Here is a 20,038-nt window from a genome sequence, read left to right as displayed (position 1 = left end):
AATTGTGCGCGACGGCATACAAAAACTTCTTTGAGGAATCCGACTCTTGTTGCAATCTCCTCGTCACAAGGGGGGCTAATGTTCGTATACCCGCAGTCGGAGTCGATACCGGTCGGCATCGTCATTCGCAAATCACCAGGTGTAACCCGCTGGGCCCAATGGGCCTGGCAGGCTGTTGGCGTGCTGCCAGGGGCCGGGCCTGCGGATTGGAAAATGCTGCGCAGCGAAGATAACGTCACCGAGTATCACGCCGCCACCCGCGACCTCACTCTTTATGTGTCTGACGCAGAGGCTTACGTGCACGAACTGGGCACGCGCCAGCCTTCCGTCTATGTTGTGATGCGCCGCGACGGGACCGCGTCTGACACCCCGCTCAATGTCGTGCTGATTACCGCGTCGCCTTACGAGGCGCAGGATTATGAGGATTCCGGCGAGGAGATTGTTGAGAAGGTGCAGATGCCTGTGGGCATGTTGGCATGGGTCCGCGATTTCGTCGAACGCCACTATGAAGAGGAAGCGTTCGTCAAACGCCGCCGCAACAAGAATCGCGTTGACGGGAAAGAGGATGGCATCGGCGATCCCCGCATCGCGCAGACCTCTGACGTCTACCGCGCACCGACCTCCAAGAAGGAGGTCGCGCAATGACGCAAGAACGCTCCTTCTGGGCGCGCCGCCTTGCTGGCGTCAAACAGGAAGCCGAGGCCGAGGCGGAAGCCGCGATCGTCGCCGAGACCGCGCAAGATCAAGAAGACGCGCCGCAGACGGATGCCGAGATTCTGGAAATGCTGGACTTGCCCGACCCCGACAGCTTGCAGGCGGGTGACGATTTTGCAGCGTTCATGGTGAAAGCCGTGCCGCAGCATTTGCGCAACCGCGCCTTACGCAAACTGTGGCGCAGCAATCCTGTGTTGGCCTGCGTCGACGGGTTGAACGACTATGACGACGACTACCTGACCGGCAGCACTGGTAACGGCCCGATCAAAACGACCTACCAAGTGGGTAAGGGATTGCTTGCCCATGTCGAGGAGATGGCCCGCCAAAAGGCGTTGGCCGATGCGGCAGATGACGACGAGGCTGTGCCCGAAGATGCGACTAAGGTCGTAGTTGCCGAGGACGCGCCGGAAGGCGAGGCTGACACCGCGCGCGAGGTCGAAGCGCCATTTGAGTTGGCTGAAGCTGAGACCGAAGAAACTGCGCCCGCCCCACGCCGGATGCAGTTCCATTTCGAAGGGGACGTTGCATGACCACCGCAACCGCGGATCTGCAGATTGCCGAGGAAGATCGCCTGCGGGCCGATCTCTACAATTTCCTTGGCCTGTTGCTGGCTGGCCCCCCTGACGAGATGCTGCTGTCCCAGACCGCTTCGCTGAACGGCGACGACAGCGCTTTGGGTCAGGCGATCACCAGCCTTGCCCGCGTGGCAAATGTCAGCAAGCCACGTGGCGTGCAGGCCGAATACAATGCACTGTTCATCGGGTTGGGCCGTGGCGAGTTGCTGCCCTATGCAAGTTACTACCTGACCGGCTTCCTGAACGAAAAGCCGCTGGCGCGTCTGCGCAAGGACATGGCGTCGCTGCGGATGAGCCGTGCGCCGAACGTGTTCGAGCCGGAGGACAACATCGCGTCCTTGATGGAAATGATGGGCGGCATGATCGTCGGGCGCTTCGGGGCGCCTGCGTCGCTGGATCAGCAAAAGACATTCTTCAACACCCATATCGGCGTTTGGGCCCCGCATTTCTTTTCGGACCTGGAAGCCGCCAAAACATCCGTTCTCTACGCGTCCGTCGGGGCAGTGGGCAAAGCCTTCATGGAGATCGAGAAAGAAGCGTTTCGTATGACGGCAGGCTGACGGGTCTGCCAACTCACCGGCGGGGATGCCCGCCAAAACCAGAAAGGGGAGACATCCCATGAGCGACAAGACCGAAGGCAAAAGCCGACGCGATTTTCTGAAGCTGGCGGGCACAGCCGCACCAGCGGCCCTGGCGGCCGCGGCAACTGGCACCGCCGCAGAAGCGGGCCCCGCAGTGCCCGACCTGTCATCTGACACGATGCAGGACACCGCGCACACGCGGGCTTATTTCGACAGCGCCCGCTTCTGATCGGCGCGCAAACGGTAGTTACCCGTAGGCTGGCCCACAGGGGCACGGTGGCGGGAAAGGGAGGAAAGACATGCTGAGGAAAAAGACAACTCGTGTCGCAACGCGGGGGCAGCGGCCCTCGATGGTGGCACAGGTGGCAGCCAAGTCGGTTGACCGCCGGACGTTTCTGCGCGGCTCCGGTTTGGCCATTGGCGGGCTGACGGCAATTGCGGCAACCGGTGGCACCATTGCTCCGGCGACGGCGCAAACGGCAGCACGTACAGCGGTCGAGACGATCAAGTCGGTTTGTACCCACTGCTCTGTCGGGTGCACCGTGGTCGCGGAAGTCGATGCCGGTGTGTGGACCGGACAAGAGCCAGGCTGGGACAGCCCGTTCAACCTTGGCGCGCATTGCGCGAAAGGGGCTGCGGTCCGTGAACACGCCCACGGCGAGCGTCGCCTGAAATACCCGATGAAAAAAGAGAATGGCGAATGGGTTCGCATCAGCTGGGAGACCGCGATCAACGAGATCGGCGACGGCATGATGAAGATCCGTGACGAAAGCGGGCCGGACTCGGTCTACTGGCTTGGATCGGCTAAACACAACAACGAGCAGGCTTACCTGTTCCGCAAGTTCGCCGCGTATTGGGGCACCAACAACGTCGACCACCAAGCGCGGATTTGTCACTCCACCACTGTGGCCGGTGTGGCGAACACATGGGGCTACGGCGCCATGACCAACAGCTACAACGACATCCACAACTCCAAGGCGATCTTCCTGATCGGCGGCAACCCTGCCGAGGCGCACCCTGTGTCGCTTCTGCACATGCTGAAAGCCAAGGAAGAGAACAACGCGCCGCTGATCGTGTGCGACCCTCGCTTCACCCGCACGGCGGCCCATGCTGATGAGTATGTCCGCTTCCGGCCCGGCTCTGACGTGGCGCTGGTCTGGGGCATCCTGTGGCACATCTTCGAGAACGGCTGGGAGGACAAAGAGTTCATCCGCACCCGTGTTTGGGGCATGGACCAGATCAAGGAAGAAGTTGCGAAGTGGAACCCAGAAGAGGTTGAGCGCGTCACTGGCGCCCCCGGCTCGCAGCTGGAGCGGGTCGCCCGCACGCTGGCCAACAACCGCCCCGGCACCGTGATCTGGTGCATGGGTGGCACGCAGCACACCAACGGCAACAACAACACGCGCGCGTATTGCGTGTTGCAGCTGGCCTTGGGCAACATGGGCACCGCCGGTGGCGGCACCAACATTTTCCGCGGCCACGATAACGTGCAGGGTGCAACTGACCTTGGCGTTCTGGCAGACACTCTGCCGGGCTATTACGGCTTGTCGGCGGGCTCTTGGGCGCACTGGGCCCGTGTGTGGGAAGAGGATCTGGACTGGCTGAAGGGCCGCTTCTCGGATGCCACTTTCGGCGACACGGCGATGATGAACCTGACCGGCATTCCGGTCAGCCGCTGGATTGACGGCGTTCTGGAAGACAAAGCCAACCTGCAACAGCCTGACAACACGCGGGCGATGGTGCTTTGGGGCCACGCGCCGAACTCCCAGACTCGCATGAAAGAGATGAAGACAGCGATGGAGAAGCTCGACATGCTTGTCGTGGTGGACCCGTACCCAACCGTCTCGGCCGTGCTGCATGACCGGACCGACGGCGTCTACCTACTGCCCGCTTGTACGCAGTTCGAAACCCGTGGCTCCGTCACCGCGTCCAACCGGTCGCTGCAATGGCGTGACCGTGTTGTGGAGCCGCTGTTTGAATCGCTGCCGGATCACACGATCATGGCCATGTTTGCCGAGAAGTTCGGTTTCCATGACCGCATCTTCCGCAACATCGCGATTGATGAGGGCGGCGAGCCGAATGTCGAGGACATCACCCGCGAGTTTAACGGCGGCATGTGGACCATCGGCTATACCGGCCAGTCGCCGGAGCGGATGAAAATGCACATGGCGAACCAGCACACCTTCGACCGCACCACTTTGCGGGCTGTGGGCGGGCCAGCCGACGGGGACTACTACGGTCTGCCATGGCCATCATGGGGCACCGCCGAGATGAACCACCCCGGCACTGCGAACCTCTATGATATGTCGCTGCCGGTTGCCGACGGTGGTCTGACCTTCCGCGCCCGTTTTGGCGTGGAGCGCGATGGCGACAACCTTCTGGCCGAAGGGGTGTATAACCCCGGCTCGGAAATCCAGGACGGCTACCCAGAGTTCACCATGCAAATGTTGATTGATCTGGGCTGGGACGGCGACCTGACCGCGCAAGAGCGTGCGACGATCGAATGGGTCTCGGGCTTCCGCGACACCCGCCCCGGCGGTGAAGAGGTCGGGGAAACCAGCCAGACGGGCGAGTTGCCCTCGGATTACGCTTCGAAAGTTGGCGGCGTGAACTGGAAGACCGACCTGTCCGGCGGTATCCAGCGGGTGGCGATCAAGCATGGCTGTGCGCCATTTGGCAACGCCAAGGCACGGACCGTGGTCTGGACCTTCCCTGATCCGGTGCCGGTCCACCGCGAGCCGCTCTACTCCAACCGGCGCGATCTGGTGGCCGACTATCCAACCTACGAGGACAAGACCTTCTGGCGGGTGCCGACCATGTACGCCTCCATCCAGAAGAACGACTTCTCGAAGGATTACCCGATCATCCTGACCTCGGGTCGACTGGTCGAATATGAGGGGGGCGGCGACGAATCGCGCTCCAACCCGTGGCTTGCGGAACTGCAGCAAGACATGTTCGTCGAGATCAACACCCGCGACGCCAACAACCTTGGCGTGCGTGACGGCGCGCAAGTCTGGGTCGAAGGCCCGGAAGGCGGCAAGGTCAAGGTGATGGCGATGGTGACCGAACGGGTCGGCGAGGGCGTGGCCTTCATGCCGTTCCACTTCGGCGGCCATTTCGAGGGCAAGGACCTGAGGGACAAATACCCCGAAGGCGCAGATCCGATCGTTCTGGGTGAATCCACCAACACCGCCCAGACCTATGGCTATGACAGCGTAACCCAGATGCAAGAGACCAAAGCGACTCTTTGCAAAATCTGGACAGCATAAGGGAGACTGACGATGGCTAGAGCAAAATTCCTCGTCGACGCTGAACGCTGCATTGAATGCAACGCCTGCGTCACCGCGTGTAAGAACGAGCACGAAGTGCCTTGGGGCATCAACCGCCGGAAGGTCGTCACGATCAATGACGGCAAACCGGGGGAGCGGTCGATCTCGGTCGCGTGTATGCACTGCTCGGACGCGCCCTGCATGGCGGTGTGCCCTGTGGACTGCTTCTACCAGACCGATGACGGTGTGGTGCTGCACTCCAAGGACCTCTGCATCGGCTGCGGCTATTGCTTCTATGCGTGCCCGTTCGGTGCGCCGCAATATCCGCAAGCGGGCAACTTCGGCTCGCGCGGCAAGATGGACAAGTGCACCTTCTGCGCCGGTGGCCCTGAAGAGAACAACTCGAACGCGGAGTTCTCCAAATACGGCCGCAACCGGATCGCCGAGGGCAAGCTGCCCATCTGCGCCGAAATGTGCGCTACCAAGGCCCTGCTTGCCGGTGACGGTGACGTGGTGTCGGGCATCTACCGCGAGCGCGTCGTCGCCCGTGGGTTCGGGTCCGGCGCTTGGGGTTGGGGCACTGCCTATGATCAAAAGGGTGGCTGACACCGCCGCTTTGTGATTTGAGACATCAGGGGCGGCTCAATCTGGGCCGTCCCATTTTTGATTTACATGCAAGGAAGCACCCGATGCGCTTTATGCTGATCATCCTGTTCTCTGTCTTTGCCCTTCTTGGCCCCGTCGCCGCGCAGGACGGAGTCGCGGATTCTCGCGCCAGCACGGGTGGTGCCCAAACGCTTGAAGATATTCTGGCGCGGCAGGCGGGTCAGGCGATTGACGACAGCTTCCGCAGTGACGCGACAGGCGATCCAGCCCGTGCCGCGCCCACGACCGGCCAGTTGGGAACCCTTGGCGGATCGTCCGACCCTGAGCTGTGGCGTGCGTTCCGTTATGGCAGTGCCGACATTACCACGCAGTCGCGCGGCCCTGCCGCGGAGACGCTAATCCAAGATGGCGGCATGTGGTGGCTCGAGTTCCGCGAAGGCCCGCTGCTGACCTATGGCGGCTACTTGCTGGCTGGCACATTGGTGCTGCTGGCGCTGTTTTATCTGATCCGCGGCCGTATCCGCATCGATGGCGAAAAGACCGGCCGCAAGATCGAGCGTTTCAAGGCGTTCGAGCGGTTTGGTCATTGGCTGCTGGCCGTATCATTTCTTGTGCTGGGGCTGACCGGCCTGATTTCGCTGTTCGGGCGGAAAGTGTTGATCCCCAACTTCGGGCATGACGCGTTTTCGACCATCGCGATCGGGTCGAAATGGGTTCACAACAACATTTCGTGGGCGTTCATCGTGGCGTTGGTCATCATTTTTGTGGTCTGGGTGGTGCATAACCTGCCGGACCGCACCGATCTGAATTGGTTGGCCAAAGGCGGCGGCATCTTCACCAAGGGGCATCCTCCGGCCAAGAAGTTCAACGCGGGCCAGAAGCTGATTTTCTGGTCGGTGATCCTTCTTGGGGGGTCCATTTCGCTGACTGGCGTGTCGTTGCTGTTCCCGTTCGACCTACAGCTGTTCGCGCCCACATTTGCGAAACTGAATGCAATTGGTGCGCCGGGTTGGGTCGGTCTGGCGGAGCTGCCCACGACCCTGACACCGCAAGAGGAAATGCAATTCGCCCAACTGTGGCATGCCATCGTATCTCTGGTTCTGATCGCGATTGTCTTTGCCCATATCTATATCGGGTCTGTCGGGATGGAGGGCGCCTTTGACGCCATGGGCTCCGGCCAAGTGGAAGAGCAATGGGCCCGCGAGCACCACAGTCTTTGGGTTGAAGAAGTCAAAACCAAAGAGCCCGCAGCAGCAGCGAAGGAGGCCTGAGCATGAAAGCGTTTATCGCAGCACTCTGCGCAGCGGTTGTCATAACCGTTGGCATGAACCTCATCCTCAAGGGGATGAACTTCTCGGCTGAAACAACCACAACCAGCCCGAACGCACGCGTCGGAGACGACGGGTAAGGCAGCGGGCTCGTTGGCGATTGGCCCACTTGTGGGCCAGCGTTCGAGTGATCTATAATCCTTGCTAATGCATTGATAAATATAAAAAATTTAGGTGTCCCATGGAAATTTCTGGCTCTTTGGCGTTGGTAAGCGGTGGTGGTAGTGGTCTAGGGGCGGCAACGGCGCGCCTGCTCACCCAAAAAGGCGCCCGCGTTGCGGTGTTGGACTTTGATTTGCCGCGAGCGCAAGCCGTGGCAGACGAAATCGGCGGCTGCGCGGTACAAGCTGACGTGTCCGATGCGGGTGCCGTCGACGCCGCGTTCGACGCGGCGGTGGACCAGCTTGGTGGCGCTCCGCGTATCGTCGTCAATTGCGCCGGAATAGCACCGGCAGCGCGCATCGTCGGACGGGAAAGCAAGCTGTCGATCGACGTGTTCGAGCGGACCCTGCGCGTCAACCTGTTCGGCACTTATAACGTGATGAGCCATGCCGCCGTGCGGATGGAAAAGCTGGAGCTGACCAACACAGGGGAACGGGGGGTGGTCATCAATACTTCGTCCGTCGCGTGGCAGGACGGGCAGGTCGGGCAGGCGGCTTATGCAGCCTCCAAGGGGGCGGTAGCAGCGCTGTGTTTGCCCGCCGCGCGGGAGTTCGCGCGCAACGCGATCCGCGTGGTTGCCATCGCGCCGGGCCTGTTTCACACCCCGATGATGGAAGGCCTGCCAGACGAGGTGACCCAAAAGATCACGTCTGATATCCAGTTCCCGACCCGGCTTGGCGATCCCCGCGAGTTCGCCTTGATGGCCAGCCAGATCGTAGAGAATCCCTATCTGAACGGGACCACCATCCGTTTGGACGGGGCGGTGCGCTTGCCGCCACGGTAAGCGGTCGGAGTTTTTTTGGGGATTTTTGCCGAGATACTTTTTTATCTCGAGTCCCTTGGAAATAAGGCCGAAAAACGGCCAGTTTTTCGTGTTTTCGTCTTATTTCTTAATTATAGAGACCGGAAGCCTCGTTCGGGTTTATTCCATTGCTAAGGCCTGAACGGTTAATTTATTATGAAGAAATGAAACTGGGATGTCTTATGCTGCTATCCGCGACCATTTTTGCGGCATCTGTTTCAGGCGTTCCCGCATTGTCGAAGAAGGTAGCCATGCAGCCACCTGTCATTGTTGAATGCTCCGGCAACATTACTTCTGAAATTGACGCCTGCGGTTTGTTTGCAAATCTTTTGGAAGAGCGGACCGGGCGTCCAGTTCTCATCAAGCAGTCCGGGGCCACAGATATAGGTGCAGTGACTGTCCAGCTTCGTTTGGACGAGCTGTCTAGGACCACAGTCGAAGGCCATCTGTCATGGGTGGCTGCGGGCGATACCAAAATGGGCGATCCCGTGACCCGCCGGCGTGTCATGGTTGACGGCGGCTCAGATCAAATAAAATTTAGCGGTCTTTTTGCGTCGCTGCTTTCTCAGAGCCGCATTGCTGCGGATTTATCTAGTTCCATCCGGTCTGGAGACCGGCCTCTACAAAAGGGTGATAAATAATGTCTACTTCTGTTCATGCACATGAGACTGGCGGCGCGCGATCTGACGGTCACGATCACGAGGTAGAAACCAATAGCTCCGCAGATAGCGGCCCCTTGTATGCAAATTCCACGTACACTGAAACGACGGACATTGCTGCGTCCATCTCAACCACCATGACACTTGAAGACGGGGACGTTCTTTACGGCTCGATCGGGACTGTCGGTGACTCGGATTGGGTCCGGATCGTCCTTGATGACGGTGAGGCCGCCACTGTTTTCATGGGCGCTTTTGGCGCGGGCGCAGTAGAGGACCCTACACTGTTCCTGCTGGATAGTAACGGCGCTTTTGTGTCCGGTGAATCCAGTTTTACGGCGGATAGCTCGACCCTGAACTTCGTTAATAACACGGGATCTACACAGACCTATTATGTCGCCGTCGAGGACTATTTCGGGGATAGCGCCGGGTCTTATACATTGAGCACCGACATCTCGATTCCAGCGCCTTTGGAGGAATACACGGTCGCTGAAGTCGTAACACAGCTGACAGTGGACTACTGGGAATGGTCCAACGGCTCTAGCAGCGCGACACCAGCAATGTGGGATGTCGTAGCGGGAGACGAGATCCCGGTCGATCTAAGCGGATTGGACAAAGGCGGCGTGGCGTTCGCCTTGGCAGCCCTTGAAGCTTGGACACTGGTTTCCGGCATCGAGTTCGTTTTGGCCGATCTGAACTCCGGCGACTTCGGCATTATTTTCGACGACAACGACCTTGGAAGTGCCTACGCGACTTTTGGCACCAACGGGAGCAACAAGATTACGGATGCCGAAATCAACATCGGGTCGGACTGGATTGCATTCGATTGGGAATCGACCGGGCCTGGTGCGAATGACGTCTATATCGACTACGCAACCAATTCCTTGCAAACCTACATCCACGAAATCGGACACACGCTTGGTTTGGGCCACGGTGGCAACTACAACGGGAACGCGACATTTGGCATTGATAACAACTATCTGAATGATAGCTGGCAGATGTCGATCATGTCCTATTTCTCGCAATCCGAGAACACGAACATTAGCGCCTCTTTCGCCTACGCTGTCACGCCGATGATTGCGGACATTGCAGCGATTCAGGCGCTTTACGGTGATCCGGGTACGATTCAGGATGGCAACACGGTCTACGGATTCGGGTCCACAGCGGGTGGCGTTTACGATGTGCTCACATCAATCTATCCGGCGACGTTCACGATTATCGATGACGGTGGTCTCGACCTTCTGAACCTGGCCTTTTCCACATATGACAACTTGATTGATCTGACGCCGGGGTCCATTTCCAATTTGGAAGGCCTTGTTGGCAACATGACAATCTTCTCCGATACGGTCATCGAGGCTGTCATTTCCGGCGCGGGCGCTGATACGATCACTGGCAACGACGCGGACAACCTGCTTGCAGGTGGCGGCGGTGATGACGATCTAAGCGGCGGCATCGGCAGTGATCTGATGTACGGTGGCGGTCAGGCGGGTGACGTCATGATGGGTGGCGTCGGAACGGACTTCTTCATGTTCAATTCCCGTAACGGCACGGTCGCGGATTACACGTTCTCGAGCGTGAACGAGACCACCGGCGAGGTGATTGGGGACGTCATCTATCTGGAAGGCAACGCCAATTACACCCTGACGCAATCCGGCTCTGACTTCCTGATCGACGGAATTTTCATCGACGTTGATTCCACAAACGGGAACGTGGCCATCGTCTCTACCAATAGCTCGACGCTGTCGGCTGATCTGGACTCCGGTCTGGCATCGCCTCAGGAGTTCAGCCTCGGTGGCTTGACGCTATCGATCTATGATTACGGTACGGCGGAGAGTTTCGAGTCGAAACACCTTGAGTATGCCAGCGAAGGCTTCCTGTCGCAGGTGACCATCAACTACGACAGCGGGTTGTCGCGAGAGACGATGCTGGACTATGGATCGACGCGCACGTGGGAAAGCATTGTGACGTATTACAACGATGCGGACCAAGAGTATGAAGAACGCATCAACTACGACACAGGTGTGCAAATCCGGACCATCAGCGATGCCACGAGCGCGCAGGTTTGGGACACGATCACCGAATATCGCGACAGCGCAAACGAGCTTTACGACAAACGGACCAAATACGACGCTGGCAATGAACTTCGGCTTATCTTTGATACCGACGGCTCCCAAACGTGGAGCACCGTGCAAGAATTGCGCGACGCGGGCGGCAACCTCTATGACAAGCGCACCAACTACGATGGCGGCAACCAACTGCGCGTAATTTTCGATTTCGACGACAGTTCCTCTTGGGACACGTTGTTCGAGTACCGCAATGCCTCGGGCGATCTTTACGACAAGCGGACGAATTACGATAGCGGCGAGCAGACCCGCCTGATATTGGATGTAAATGCCGATCAGTCATGGACCAATATTGTCGAGAGCCGCGATGACTCTGGCGACATGTTCAAGAAGCTGACCAATTACGACAATGGCAACTATCAGATCGTGTTGTTTGATGTGGATGATGCATATGCGTGGGACAGCTATAATCGGGTCTTTGATAGCGGCGGGAACCTGTTGTCCGAGACATTCATCTAGCAAGCGGCACTTCTCGTGAAGGGGCGTCCGTCTGAGGCGTTGATCGAAGCCATCTGTTCTTCGTTCAAGGCGGCAGCTCTGACGGAGGCTCCTAAACCGCTTCCCGATAACGCCTATTTTGATTTTCGCCAGAGCTACGCTGCATCACGTGCCGCGATGGTTGCGGTGTTGCTAGGCCACGACGAGACCCCAGAGGTCCAAACTGTCAGACGCCTACTTGTTGCGATGTCAGATAACGCGCCGCTTGCAACGGCGCGGGGCGATGACGTTGGCATACAGTGCCGCGCCACCCTTGAACTGTTGGGCCAGAAGCGCGATGCGGCACGCAGCTATTGGCGCGATGATTACCCAAGGAAAACGCCTGCACAGGAATTCGCGCGGCTTATGCGGCGACTGGAGCTGAACGATCTGGATGGATTCCGAGCCGAGAAACTAACGGTGGAGGGGCTGACGCCGTTTCAAGACCAGTTTCTGGACTACAAGTGGTTGGAGCGCCTCCAGAATCGGACAGAGGCCGATCAACTGGGCCAAAAGCTCGTCGGTGCTTTTCCGGACGAGGCGATTAAGTCAGGCGTCGGCTTTTGGAACGGGTTTCGCGGCACCGGCCGACCCGACACAGGATTGGATGCTGCGCGCTCGGCTTCGGACCCGCTGGCATTGGACCGCAGTTTACAAATTCTCAAGGTGAATGAACTGTTCGGCGAAGGATTAGCACTCGTCGAAGAGAATGTTGAAACGATAGCGACCAACCTGAGGCTGGCGCTTTCGGCCGCGTCTTTGGTGCTGGCCTCGGATCGTTACTATCCCGACCATAGGGCCAGGCTACTTGAGGCGGCTCAAAGTCTGCCGCCGGTCCAGCAACCTTCGTTCTTTTCGCGCTACGGCTTCGGGACCGAAACCAACTTAGGCGCTCTTTTACATAGGCACCACGATCTGGGCATGGTTGCGTTTTGGAGCCTCCCGCTTTTCGAAGCGGCATTGGGCACGGTAGATTTCAGCGCCCTCCCGGACGAGCTTTGCCAGCACCTGCCAACGCTGATGCAAATCGATCTGAGGCAGGTCCTAGACTACGACCGCCCGTTGGCAGATGCGTTGGATGCGTCTGGAGTGTGCCGTGGCGTGGAGAAATCGAACGCGGTTGGCCTGTTGGCAAAGGCGCGTTTGAACACCGGTGAAACCGCCGTGTCCGAAATCCGAGCGGCACTTAGCGCGGAGGCGGCAGCCTACCTGTCGCGCGTTCGGGCGGAAGGGCGGTCTTTGATGCTGTATTCGACGCATACCGCGCGGGTGGGGCTGGCGAACTTCGCGCCCTCGATCGTGGCCGCTGATGCCGGTTTCAATGTGATGTCTGTTGCGGGCCACGCATGGGTGGCTGCGGCGGATGTCCATGAAAAGGCGATGACGAAGCTGAAAGCTGAGGGTGTCGAAGTTCAGATCATCAACACCCAGACCGAGGATGCGGCGACGCAATCCTCCAAATTTGTTGATCATCTTGGGGCAGGGGGCGCGCTTACCATCACCAATGACGGGTTGCTAAGTCCGGGGACACGGGGTGTGGTTCCCTGGCTGCTTCGCCCCTATGTTCTGAAAACCTACGCGGCTCAACTGGCCCTTGCCAAAGGCGCAGCGATCGCCATTTCAACCGAATGGCCTGATGAAGATGGCGCCTTGAATCTAGATATCGCCCCCGTCGATGCGCCCCCTTTGCAAGGGACACTTGGAACGCGATCGCTTTGGCTGACGCAGCGCTGCGCCAGAAAAATCCGAGCGATCAGTGCGACACGCCAAGTGCCCTATGTCTACGGGGAGCTTGATCGTTTCGGCGGGGTGCCTGTTGGTCGCGAAGTGTTGAGCCTTGAAGAGTGGAGCGCGAACCCTGAAACTCAAACCAGTCTTTTCGGGTGGGTCGCGTCTAAGGTGAAGGCATCTGCTCATCCGGCATTGATTGGCCCAACGGACACCCTGTCCTTCGAGCAACTCCAGTCCTACATTTTACGGGCTGTGTCGATGGTGGTGCATTTTCAAGCCGACAAGCCCGAACATGCCCGTTCCGATCGTCGCGCCGCCGACCAGCATCGCATAGCTTTATTGCTACCGAAATCCGCGATGGCGATGGCGATGGCAATTGCTTCGATTGTTGCGGGCAGTTTGGTCACGCTGATACAAGACGATCTGGACACCCAATCCACACAAGCGCGGCTGGATGACTTTTCACCGGATTTGATTGTCGCCAGCGCTTCTGCATGGGGCAAAGTGTGCGCCGGTGCGCAGCGTTTCCAAAGCAGCCCGGTTTTGATTTGCGACGACACCGGCGCGAGGGATGCGCTGGACGACATTCTGGAAAGCTTCGCCCCCACCACAACACTGCCCGCCTTCGCGCCCAATCAACCAGCTGTGGTTGTTTATACGTCTGGCAGCGAAGGCGTGCCCAAAGCGGCAGTGCTGGCGGCGAATATGCATTCGGAGGGAACAGGTCTTGATGTTCTAACCGATCTGGGCGCTGCGCCACGCGTCGCCTATGTCGGGCGGTGGGATACGGTTTTGTTGCTGGATTTGATGGCCTGCCTCAGGGGTGGGGCCGCGGTCTGCGCACCGCCGTCTGAAGACACAATCCTGACCGCTGATCTTTATCTGAACTGGTGCGACGAGGTTGGCTTGACCTATCTGTCTGCTCCAGCCTCTGTTTGGCGCGGACTTGTAGCTGCGCGGCGGTGGACGTCATCTGCTCCCAAGTCCTTGCGCGGCGCTTTGCTTTGGGGCGAACGCATCCCCGCCGGGATCGTTGCAGATCTGGAAGTTACAGCACCAAACCTGAACCTTCACTGCACCTTCGGGGCGACGGAATTCAGCTATATCTCATTTGGTGATGTGAACTCTGAACTGATGTCAAAGATTTCGGGGAGCCCGGGTGGGAAGCTGTCACCTGGTGTAACTGTCCGTCCCGTTGGCGATCTGGAGGACAGCGTTCAACGGGCCTCTGCAATAGAGGTCTCGGGTGCCAGCGCGATGATTGGCTATTGGTCCGATGTCCGGTTGCGCGATGCCATTGAAACGGCACCTGAACCACGCAGCGTTGTCGTCCATGACAACGTGATCCTGAGAGAAGATGGTCAAATCGATCTGCTGGGCAGGTCTGATTCAATTATCAAGATTTCGGGGCGACGGGTTTCGATCATCTCAATTGAACGCGCGGCGGAGACTGTTGACGGGGTGAGTCGAGCAATTATGTTCCAGTCGCAAACTGAAAGCGGTGACCGACTTGCGATGGCGGTCGAAGCTGCAAGCGAGGACGAGATCGCTTTGGCGGCAGGGATCAAGGGGGCCATCAAAGATCAGGTTGGCGCCTACGCAGCACCGCAAAACATCCTGGTTTTGCCCAGCTTCCCGCAGCTCAAAAGTGGCAAGGTTGATCGTAGAGGGCTGCAACAAAGACTCTTTGGCAGCGCAACAGGTTTCGCTGCGGATCAAGCTGCGGTCGTTGACGAAACAGAGACGTTTGACGGCGACCCAACCTTGGCCGCATTAGGTCGCTGGGCCCGCGATCGCGGGTACTGGCAAGGACGCATTTTTGATCCAGATGCGCTGATGCCAGACCTCACGTCTATCGATGTGATGGAGCTGATGCTGTTGTTCGAGGAACGCTTTGACCGCGCAATCGCCTTTGAGCGGCATCAGCTGCAGGATCTAGGTAGCTGGCGGGAATTGGCGCAGTTGGCTGACGAAAAGTTTGGGCAAGGGGTCGCCTAACCGCGAAAAAGCCGGCCCAGCAAATGTCGCACAAGGGTGTTGGACGCCTGCAAGGGATTTAATCCAGCTTCTGTCCGCAGCATGTTCCAAGTGGCAAGGCTTGCGCGGCCCACATTTGAACTCAACGATCCTGTATGGCGGTGATGAATGGCCAGAACCTGCTGAAGGCCCAAGGCTGCTTCCGTCAGCGTTAACAGATGCAGCCAAAGCGCGTAATCGTGCCGGAGCGGGATGTCGGGCATGAGTTGCTTGCCCAGCAGAGCGCTATCGTAAACGGCCGTCAGACAGCCGATGCGGTTGCCGTTGAGCAGAGCCTGCCGTGTAATTTCAGCGGGAGGCCGCCGGACGATGTCTGCCTTGCCGTCCCGCCTTACCCGATAGGCGCTGCAACTGAAGGCTGATGATCGCGCCTGCATCTCGCCGATCTGGGTTTCCAACTTCTCAGGGAGCCACAGATCGTCGGCATCGAGAAAGGCAATATAGCGGCCCGTTGCCTGATCAAGTGCGCGGTTTCGGGCAGCGCTGGCACCGCTTGGGCCGCCTGTATGGTCAAGCAGTTTTATGCGCGGATCACCCTTTGCCAGTTGCGCCACGATTTCTTGCGAGCCGTCGGCAGAGCCGTCATCAGCCACAACCAATTCCCAGTTGTGCAGGGTTTGCGCCTGAACGGACGCAATGGCGGACGCAATCGTTGCGGCCGCATTTTTACAGGGCATGAGCACCGAAACCAGCGGCCTGCTGTCCGGTGACGACTTGGTATCAGACACAATCGTGAAGGGCGCTGATAACTTTGTCCTGATCCTGAGCGGTCAAATATGGATGCATCGGGAGACTGAACACTTTGGCCGCGATCTCCTCTGACACAGGCAATCCGTTCGGATCTGTGGGGAACCCTTTATAGGCGGTCTGCATGTGCAAGGGCAGGGGATAGTACACCGCAGTCGGGACACCAGCGGTCTTCAGGCTTTCCATAATGGCTTCGCGCGACTGGCCTTCCCGGGGCCGGACCGTGTATTGCGCCCAACTGGACACGAGACCGTCGGGAACATGGGGTGTTGTCAGAATGTTTGACAGAGCAGAGCTGTAGCGTTGGGCCACGGCGTTGCGCCGCTCCAACTCATCCGCGAAAATCGCAAGCTTCTCGCACAGAATCGCAGCTTGTAATGTGTCTAGACGGGAGTTCATCCCGATGCGCTGGTTGTCGTATTTGTGGCCCCCTTTTCCGTGGACCCGATACGATTTGATCAGCTCGGCGGCCTCGTCATCTTCGGTGAACAACGCACCGCCATCGCCGTAACAGCCCAGTGGCTTGGCCGGAAAAAACGAGGTGGTGCAGAAATCACCGATGGTCCCCGATTGGCGGCCCTTGTAGACGCCGCCGAAGCCTTGGGCGCTGTCGCTTATCAGCTTGAGCCCTTCTGATACGACGATTTCCTCGATGGCATCATAGTCAGCGGGCAACCCGAACAGGTCGACTGAAATTACGACCGTGGGCTTCAGACCCAGAGCTTTCGCATGGGCAATGCCCCGCTCCAGGCTGGCGGGGTCAATATTGTAGGTGTCCGGATCGCAATCCACGAAGACAGGAACAGCGCCAAGGGACGGTACAACCTCGGCGGTTGCCGCAAAGGTGAAGGACGGACAGAGGACAGCTTGCCCGGTTCGCACGTTCAAAGCCATCAGTGCCAGAAGCAACGCATCCGTGCCGTTCGCACAGGTCAAACTGTGTTTGGCACCGCAGAACGCTGACAGCGCGGTTTCGAGTTCTCCGACCTCGGGGCCCATGATGTAGCCGCCATGCTCCAGAACCTGAGCAATCCGCGCGTCGATCTTGTCTTTGATCCGCAGTTGCTGCGCTGCAAGGTCAATGAACTGCATTTCCAGACTCCGGGTTTTGTGAGGGTTCAGCCGCCAATGACTTTTGCAATGTCGGGGTGCTGCTCGCCCTTGTTGGGTTCGATCGCTGCTGTGCGAATATGGCTGACCGTTTCAATTGAGGGGCGAACCACGTCAAGGCCGTAGCCTTTGCCGTCCAGCACGTTCTGATAGCTGGCCGTGTGGAGGTCAGTGAAGCCGCCAGAGAACTCAATTTCCTCACCGTCTACAGTGATCGACCGGTGCGTCGTCTGGCCGGCAGGAGTGTGGGCAGGAAGGTGATTGCGATTGATCGACAGAACCCAACGGACACGTGCGCGCTCGAATTCCATGTAACCGGCTGCGGCATCGTCCGCGCGATGGTGCACGATGTTGGTTTTCTGCGGTCCGAAGATAAACGAGAGCATGTCGTAGAAGTGCACGCCGATATTCGTGGCGATCCCGCCTGACTTGTGTTCGAAGCCTTTCCAGCTGGCATAATACCAAGCGCCGCGGGACGTGAAATATCCCAGATCGACATCGTAGATTTTGCCGCTGGTGTCTGCGGCCACCTTGTCGCGCAAGGCGATGATGGCTGGGTGCAGGCGGAGTTGCAGGATCGAATAGATATTCTTGCCTGTTTCTTTCTCGATCCGCTCAAGGTCATCCAGATCGGATGTGTTCAGGACAAGCGGTTTTTCGCAGATGGCGTCGATACCGGCGCGCAGCGAGAACGCGGAATGCGCCTTATGCAGAAAGTTGGGCGAGCAAATCGCCATGTAGTCACATCCGACACCCTTGCTCCGGCTGTTGTAGATGTGATTCTCGAACTGCTCGAATTCGGTGAAGAAGGCCGCATCGGGGAAGTGGCTATCCATGATTCCAACGCTGTCGTTGATGTCATAGGCGCAGGAAAGCGTCCCGCCCGTTTCCTTGATCGCTTTCAGGTGACGTGGGGCGATGTAGCCAGCCGCGCCGATGAGTCCGTAGTTCTTCATAGCTACCTCTTTAAGCTCGCCGAACGTTATCAGCGTCCGGGAATTTGCCCCGCGTGTCGATCACCAGTTTCGCGTGTTTGGCGATCAGATCATAGTCGAAATCCCGATGGTCCGTCAGCAGCAATGCCGCGTCATATTCGGCCAGAACCTCCGGTGTCAGATCGACCGAGCTCAGGTCAAAATTATGCTCGCGCATTTTGGGGAAATGGGGAACGTTCGGGTCGCAGTAATGCACATCCGCACCCCAGTCGCGCAGCAGTTCCATCACGAAAACCGAGGGGCTTTCGCGCATATCGTCCACATCGCGTTTGTAGGCGATGCCCAATGCCAGAACTTTCGCGCCCTTGAGGCTTTTCCCGACTTCGTTGAGCGCGCGGACGGTCTTGTCCACGACATATTGCGGCATGGCGGCGTTGATCTCGCCTGCCAGCTCGATAAAGCGGGTATGCAGCCCGTATTCGCGCGCTTTCCACGTCAGGTAGAACGGGTCGATCGGGATACAGTGCCCGCCGATTCCGGGACCGGGATAGTAGGCGGTAAACCCGAAAGGCTTTGTTTTTGCAGCGTCAATCACTTCGAAGATGTCCAAGCCCATGGCGTCCGCGACGACCTTTAGCTCGTTGACCAGTCCGATGTTGATGGACCGGTGGATATTCTCCAGAAGCTTCACCATTTCGGCGGCGCGGGTGGAGCTTACGGGCACCACGACATCGATGAATTCACCGTAAAGCGCTTCGCCAGCGGCGAGACACGCAGGAGTGTGGCCACCCACGATTTTCGGGATCGTCCGAGTGTCGAAATTCTCGTTGCCCGGGTCTTCGCGTTCCGGCGAGTAGACCAGAAAGAAATCCTTGCCGACCTCTAGTCCCGCTTTGGTCACATAGGGCAGAAGAACCTCTTCGGTGGTGCCCGGCCATGTGGTGCTTTCAAGGCTCAGCAACTGACCCGCACGCAGATAGGGTGCGATGGCATCCATGGTGGCGGTCACGAAGCTCAGATCCGGCTCGCGGGAGCGGTCAAGCGGCGTCGGAACGCAGATGATCAGGGCGTCGCATTCAGCGGCGCGGCTGAAGTCTGTGGTCCCTTCGAACCCCGTGGTGACCATCCGTGCCACCTCGGCGTCGGGGAGGTGTTTGATCGGGCTTTTGCCAGAGTTCAACACGTCAATCCGGTCTTGAATAACGTCAAAACCGATAATCTTGCTTCCTGTTTCGGAAATTCGAAGGGCCAATGGGATACCTACATATCCCATTCCCAAAATGCCGATAACCTTCATAGGGCCCACCGTAGCTAGAGGTCTTCAATCCGGTGCGCTTGTAAAGGATGGCCCACAATTGTAAAAGGTGAATAGTGTTGGGAAAAAAACCCTAGACAGGAGTCCGGCAAATGTTCACCAGTCGTCGGACATCGCTTTCAAACTTTGCGGATAGTGCTGGCTTGCAGGTGCTGCGGGACGCAGAAATCGCCTTTGTGGGCAAGATTCCGACGGACCTTGAAGCGCGGGTCGTGCCCGCCGCCAAGCCCGAACATCTTGAATATGCGAAAGGCTTTGAGGGCATCGCCGCGTTTGTCGTGCCGCCCGATCTGGCGGAGCTTGTGCCTGCGCAGTTCGGGCTTGCGACAGCGGACGCCCCGCAGGCTGCCGTGGCCCTTATCCAGGACTCCTTGAGTGCAATAGAGGACTTCCAGTGGGAAGGGTTCGCCTCGCGCATCGACCCGACCGCTGTGATCGAGCCTGGGGCTTACGTAGCGGCACGCGACGTGGTTATCGGTGCACAGACCTATATCGGCCCGAATGCCGTCATCCTGCCTCGGTCCATTATTGGAGCTTACTGCTATATCGGCGCGGGTACTGTGGTTGGCATGGAAGCTTTTGATCAAGCAACGGGCGCTCCGAAACGAAGGTTGTTGAAACAGTCTGGCGGTGTCCGGATCGAAGACCACGTGACCATCCAGGCGAACTGCACGATTAGCAGAGCAACCTTTGGCGGGTTTTGCACGATCGGGACAGGAAGTCTGGTCGACGCACTGGTCTATATCGCGCATGACTGCAGCATTGGCAGAGACGTAACAATCTGCTCCAACGTTAGCATTTCAGGGCGCGTTCGGATCGGCGATAAGGCCTATCTTGGGCCTCAGTGTGCGATAAGTAACGGCGTTTCCG

General features: G+C 58.4%; 17 protein-coding genes. 13 read left to right on the top strand and 4 right to left on the bottom strand.

Features of this window, described 5'->3' with window-relative positions; genetic code table 11:
- Positions 1-78 precede the first annotated feature (78 nt).
- The 12 genes from BM352_RS18085 (at position 79) to BM352_RS18035 (ending at position 15,022) form a co-directional block, all read left to right on the top strand.
- Complete coding sequence (locus BM352_RS18085) at positions 79-645, top strand: DUF3305 domain-containing protein (RefSeq protein ID WP_090220479.1); 567 nt, start codon at positions 79-81, stop codon at positions 643-645.
- On the top strand, positions 642-1,244 hold the full coding sequence (locus BM352_RS18080) for a DUF3306 domain-containing protein (protein WP_090220478.1): 603 nt from the start codon (positions 642-644) through the stop codon (positions 1,242-1,244). Before BM352_RS18085 ends, BM352_RS18080 begins: the two co-directional genes overlap by 4 nt.
- Positions 1,241-1,849 (top strand): TorD/DmsD family molecular chaperone, encoded by a 609-nt coding sequence (locus BM352_RS18075; protein ID WP_090220476.1) that lies wholly within the window; start codon positions 1,241-1,243, stop codon positions 1,847-1,849. Before BM352_RS18080 ends, BM352_RS18075 begins: the two co-directional genes overlap by 4 nt.
- 58 nt (positions 1,850-1,907) lie before the next feature.
- The gene (locus BM352_RS18070) at positions 1,908-2,099 is read left to right on the top strand and encodes a twin-arginine translocation signal domain-containing protein (RefSeq protein WP_090220474.1); all 192 of its coding nucleotides are present in this window, start codon (positions 1,908-1,910) and stop codon (positions 2,097-2,099) included.
- A gap of 70 nt (positions 2,100-2,169) precedes the next feature.
- Complete coding sequence (locus BM352_RS18065; RefSeq protein ID WP_090220471.1) at positions 2,170-5,139, top strand: formate dehydrogenase subunit alpha; 2,970 nt, start codon at positions 2,170-2,172, stop codon at positions 5,137-5,139.
- Positions 5,140-5,151: 12 nt separating this feature from the next.
- The gene (gene fdh3B, locus BM352_RS18060) at positions 5,152-5,745 is read left to right on the top strand and encodes a formate dehydrogenase FDH3 subunit beta (RefSeq protein ID WP_090220467.1); all 594 of its coding nucleotides are present in this window, start codon (positions 5,152-5,154) and stop codon (positions 5,743-5,745) included.
- 83 nt (positions 5,746-5,828) lie between these two features.
- Positions 5,829-7,016 carry a formate dehydrogenase subunit gamma gene (locus tag BM352_RS18055; RefSeq protein ID WP_090220465.1) on the top strand — a complete coding sequence of 396 codons (1,188 nt, stop codon included), beginning with the start codon at positions 5,829-5,831 and terminating at the stop codon, positions 7,014-7,016.
- A gap of 2 nt (positions 7,017-7,018) precedes the next feature.
- Positions 7,019-7,153 (top strand): hypothetical protein, encoded by a 135-nt coding sequence (locus BM352_RS19255; RefSeq protein ID WP_281245139.1) that lies wholly within the window; start codon positions 7,019-7,021, stop codon positions 7,151-7,153.
- A 101-nt stretch (positions 7,154-7,254) separates the two neighbouring features.
- Positions 7,255-8,019: an SDR family NAD(P)-dependent oxidoreductase gene (locus tag BM352_RS18050; protein WP_090220463.1), complete on the top strand. Its 765-nt coding sequence runs from the start codon at positions 7,255-7,257 to the stop codon at positions 8,017-8,019.
- Positions 8,020-8,201: 182 nt separating this feature from the next.
- On the top strand, positions 8,202-8,678 hold the full coding sequence (locus tag BM352_RS18045) for a hypothetical protein (RefSeq protein ID WP_139229870.1): 477 nt from the start codon (positions 8,202-8,204) through the stop codon (positions 8,676-8,678).
- Complete coding sequence (locus BM352_RS18040; RefSeq protein ID WP_090220459.1) at positions 8,678-11,275, top strand: M10 family metallopeptidase C-terminal domain-containing protein; 2,598 nt, start codon at positions 8,678-8,680, stop codon at positions 11,273-11,275. The genes BM352_RS18045 and BM352_RS18040 overlap by 1 nt, the downstream gene beginning before the upstream one ends.
- Positions 11,276-11,290: 15 nt before the next feature.
- Positions 11,291-15,022, top strand: a complete 3,732-nt coding sequence (locus tag BM352_RS18035; RefSeq protein ID WP_090220456.1) for an AMP-binding protein — start codon at positions 11,291-11,293, stop codon at positions 15,020-15,022.
- On the opposite strand, the gene BM352_RS18030 is transcribed toward BM352_RS18035, so the two are convergent.
- Genes BM352_RS18030 through BM352_RS18015 form a run of 4 tightly spaced genes read right to left on the bottom strand, consistent with a single transcriptional unit; the run spans position 15,019 to position 19,150 of the window.
- Positions 15,019-15,789 (bottom strand): glycosyltransferase family 2 protein, encoded by a 771-nt coding sequence (locus BM352_RS18030; RefSeq protein ID WP_245781047.1) that lies wholly within the window; start codon positions 15,787-15,789, stop codon positions 15,019-15,021. The genes BM352_RS18035 and BM352_RS18030 overlap by 4 nt on opposite strands.
- Positions 15,782-16,900, bottom strand: coding sequence for a DegT/DnrJ/EryC1/StrS family aminotransferase (locus tag BM352_RS18025; RefSeq protein WP_175500735.1), 1,119 nt, complete (start codon positions 16,898-16,900; stop codon positions 15,782-15,784). Before BM352_RS18025 ends, BM352_RS18030 begins: the two co-directional genes overlap by 8 nt.
- Positions 16,901-16,926: 26 nt before the next feature.
- Complete coding sequence (locus tag BM352_RS18020; protein WP_090220449.1) at positions 16,927-17,874, bottom strand: Gfo/Idh/MocA family protein; 948 nt, start codon at positions 17,872-17,874, stop codon at positions 16,927-16,929.
- Positions 17,875-17,884: 10 nt separating this feature from the next.
- Positions 17,885-19,150, bottom strand: coding sequence for a nucleotide sugar dehydrogenase (locus BM352_RS18015; RefSeq protein ID WP_090220447.1), 1,266 nt, complete (start codon positions 19,148-19,150; stop codon positions 17,885-17,887).
- Positions 19,151-19,260: 110 nt separating this feature from the next.
- On the opposite strand from BM352_RS18015, the gene BM352_RS18010 reads away from it, so the two are divergent.
- Positions 19,261-20,038: LbetaH domain-containing protein (locus tag BM352_RS18010; RefSeq protein ID WP_139229869.1), on the top strand; the 778-nt coding region annotated here is incomplete at its 3' end.

Source organism: Litoreibacter janthinus, assembly GCF_900111945.1.
GTDB lineage: Bacteria > Pseudomonadota > Alphaproteobacteria > Rhodobacterales > Rhodobacteraceae > Litoreibacter > Litoreibacter janthinus.
This window is presented reverse-complemented; position numbering and strand designations above follow the sequence as displayed.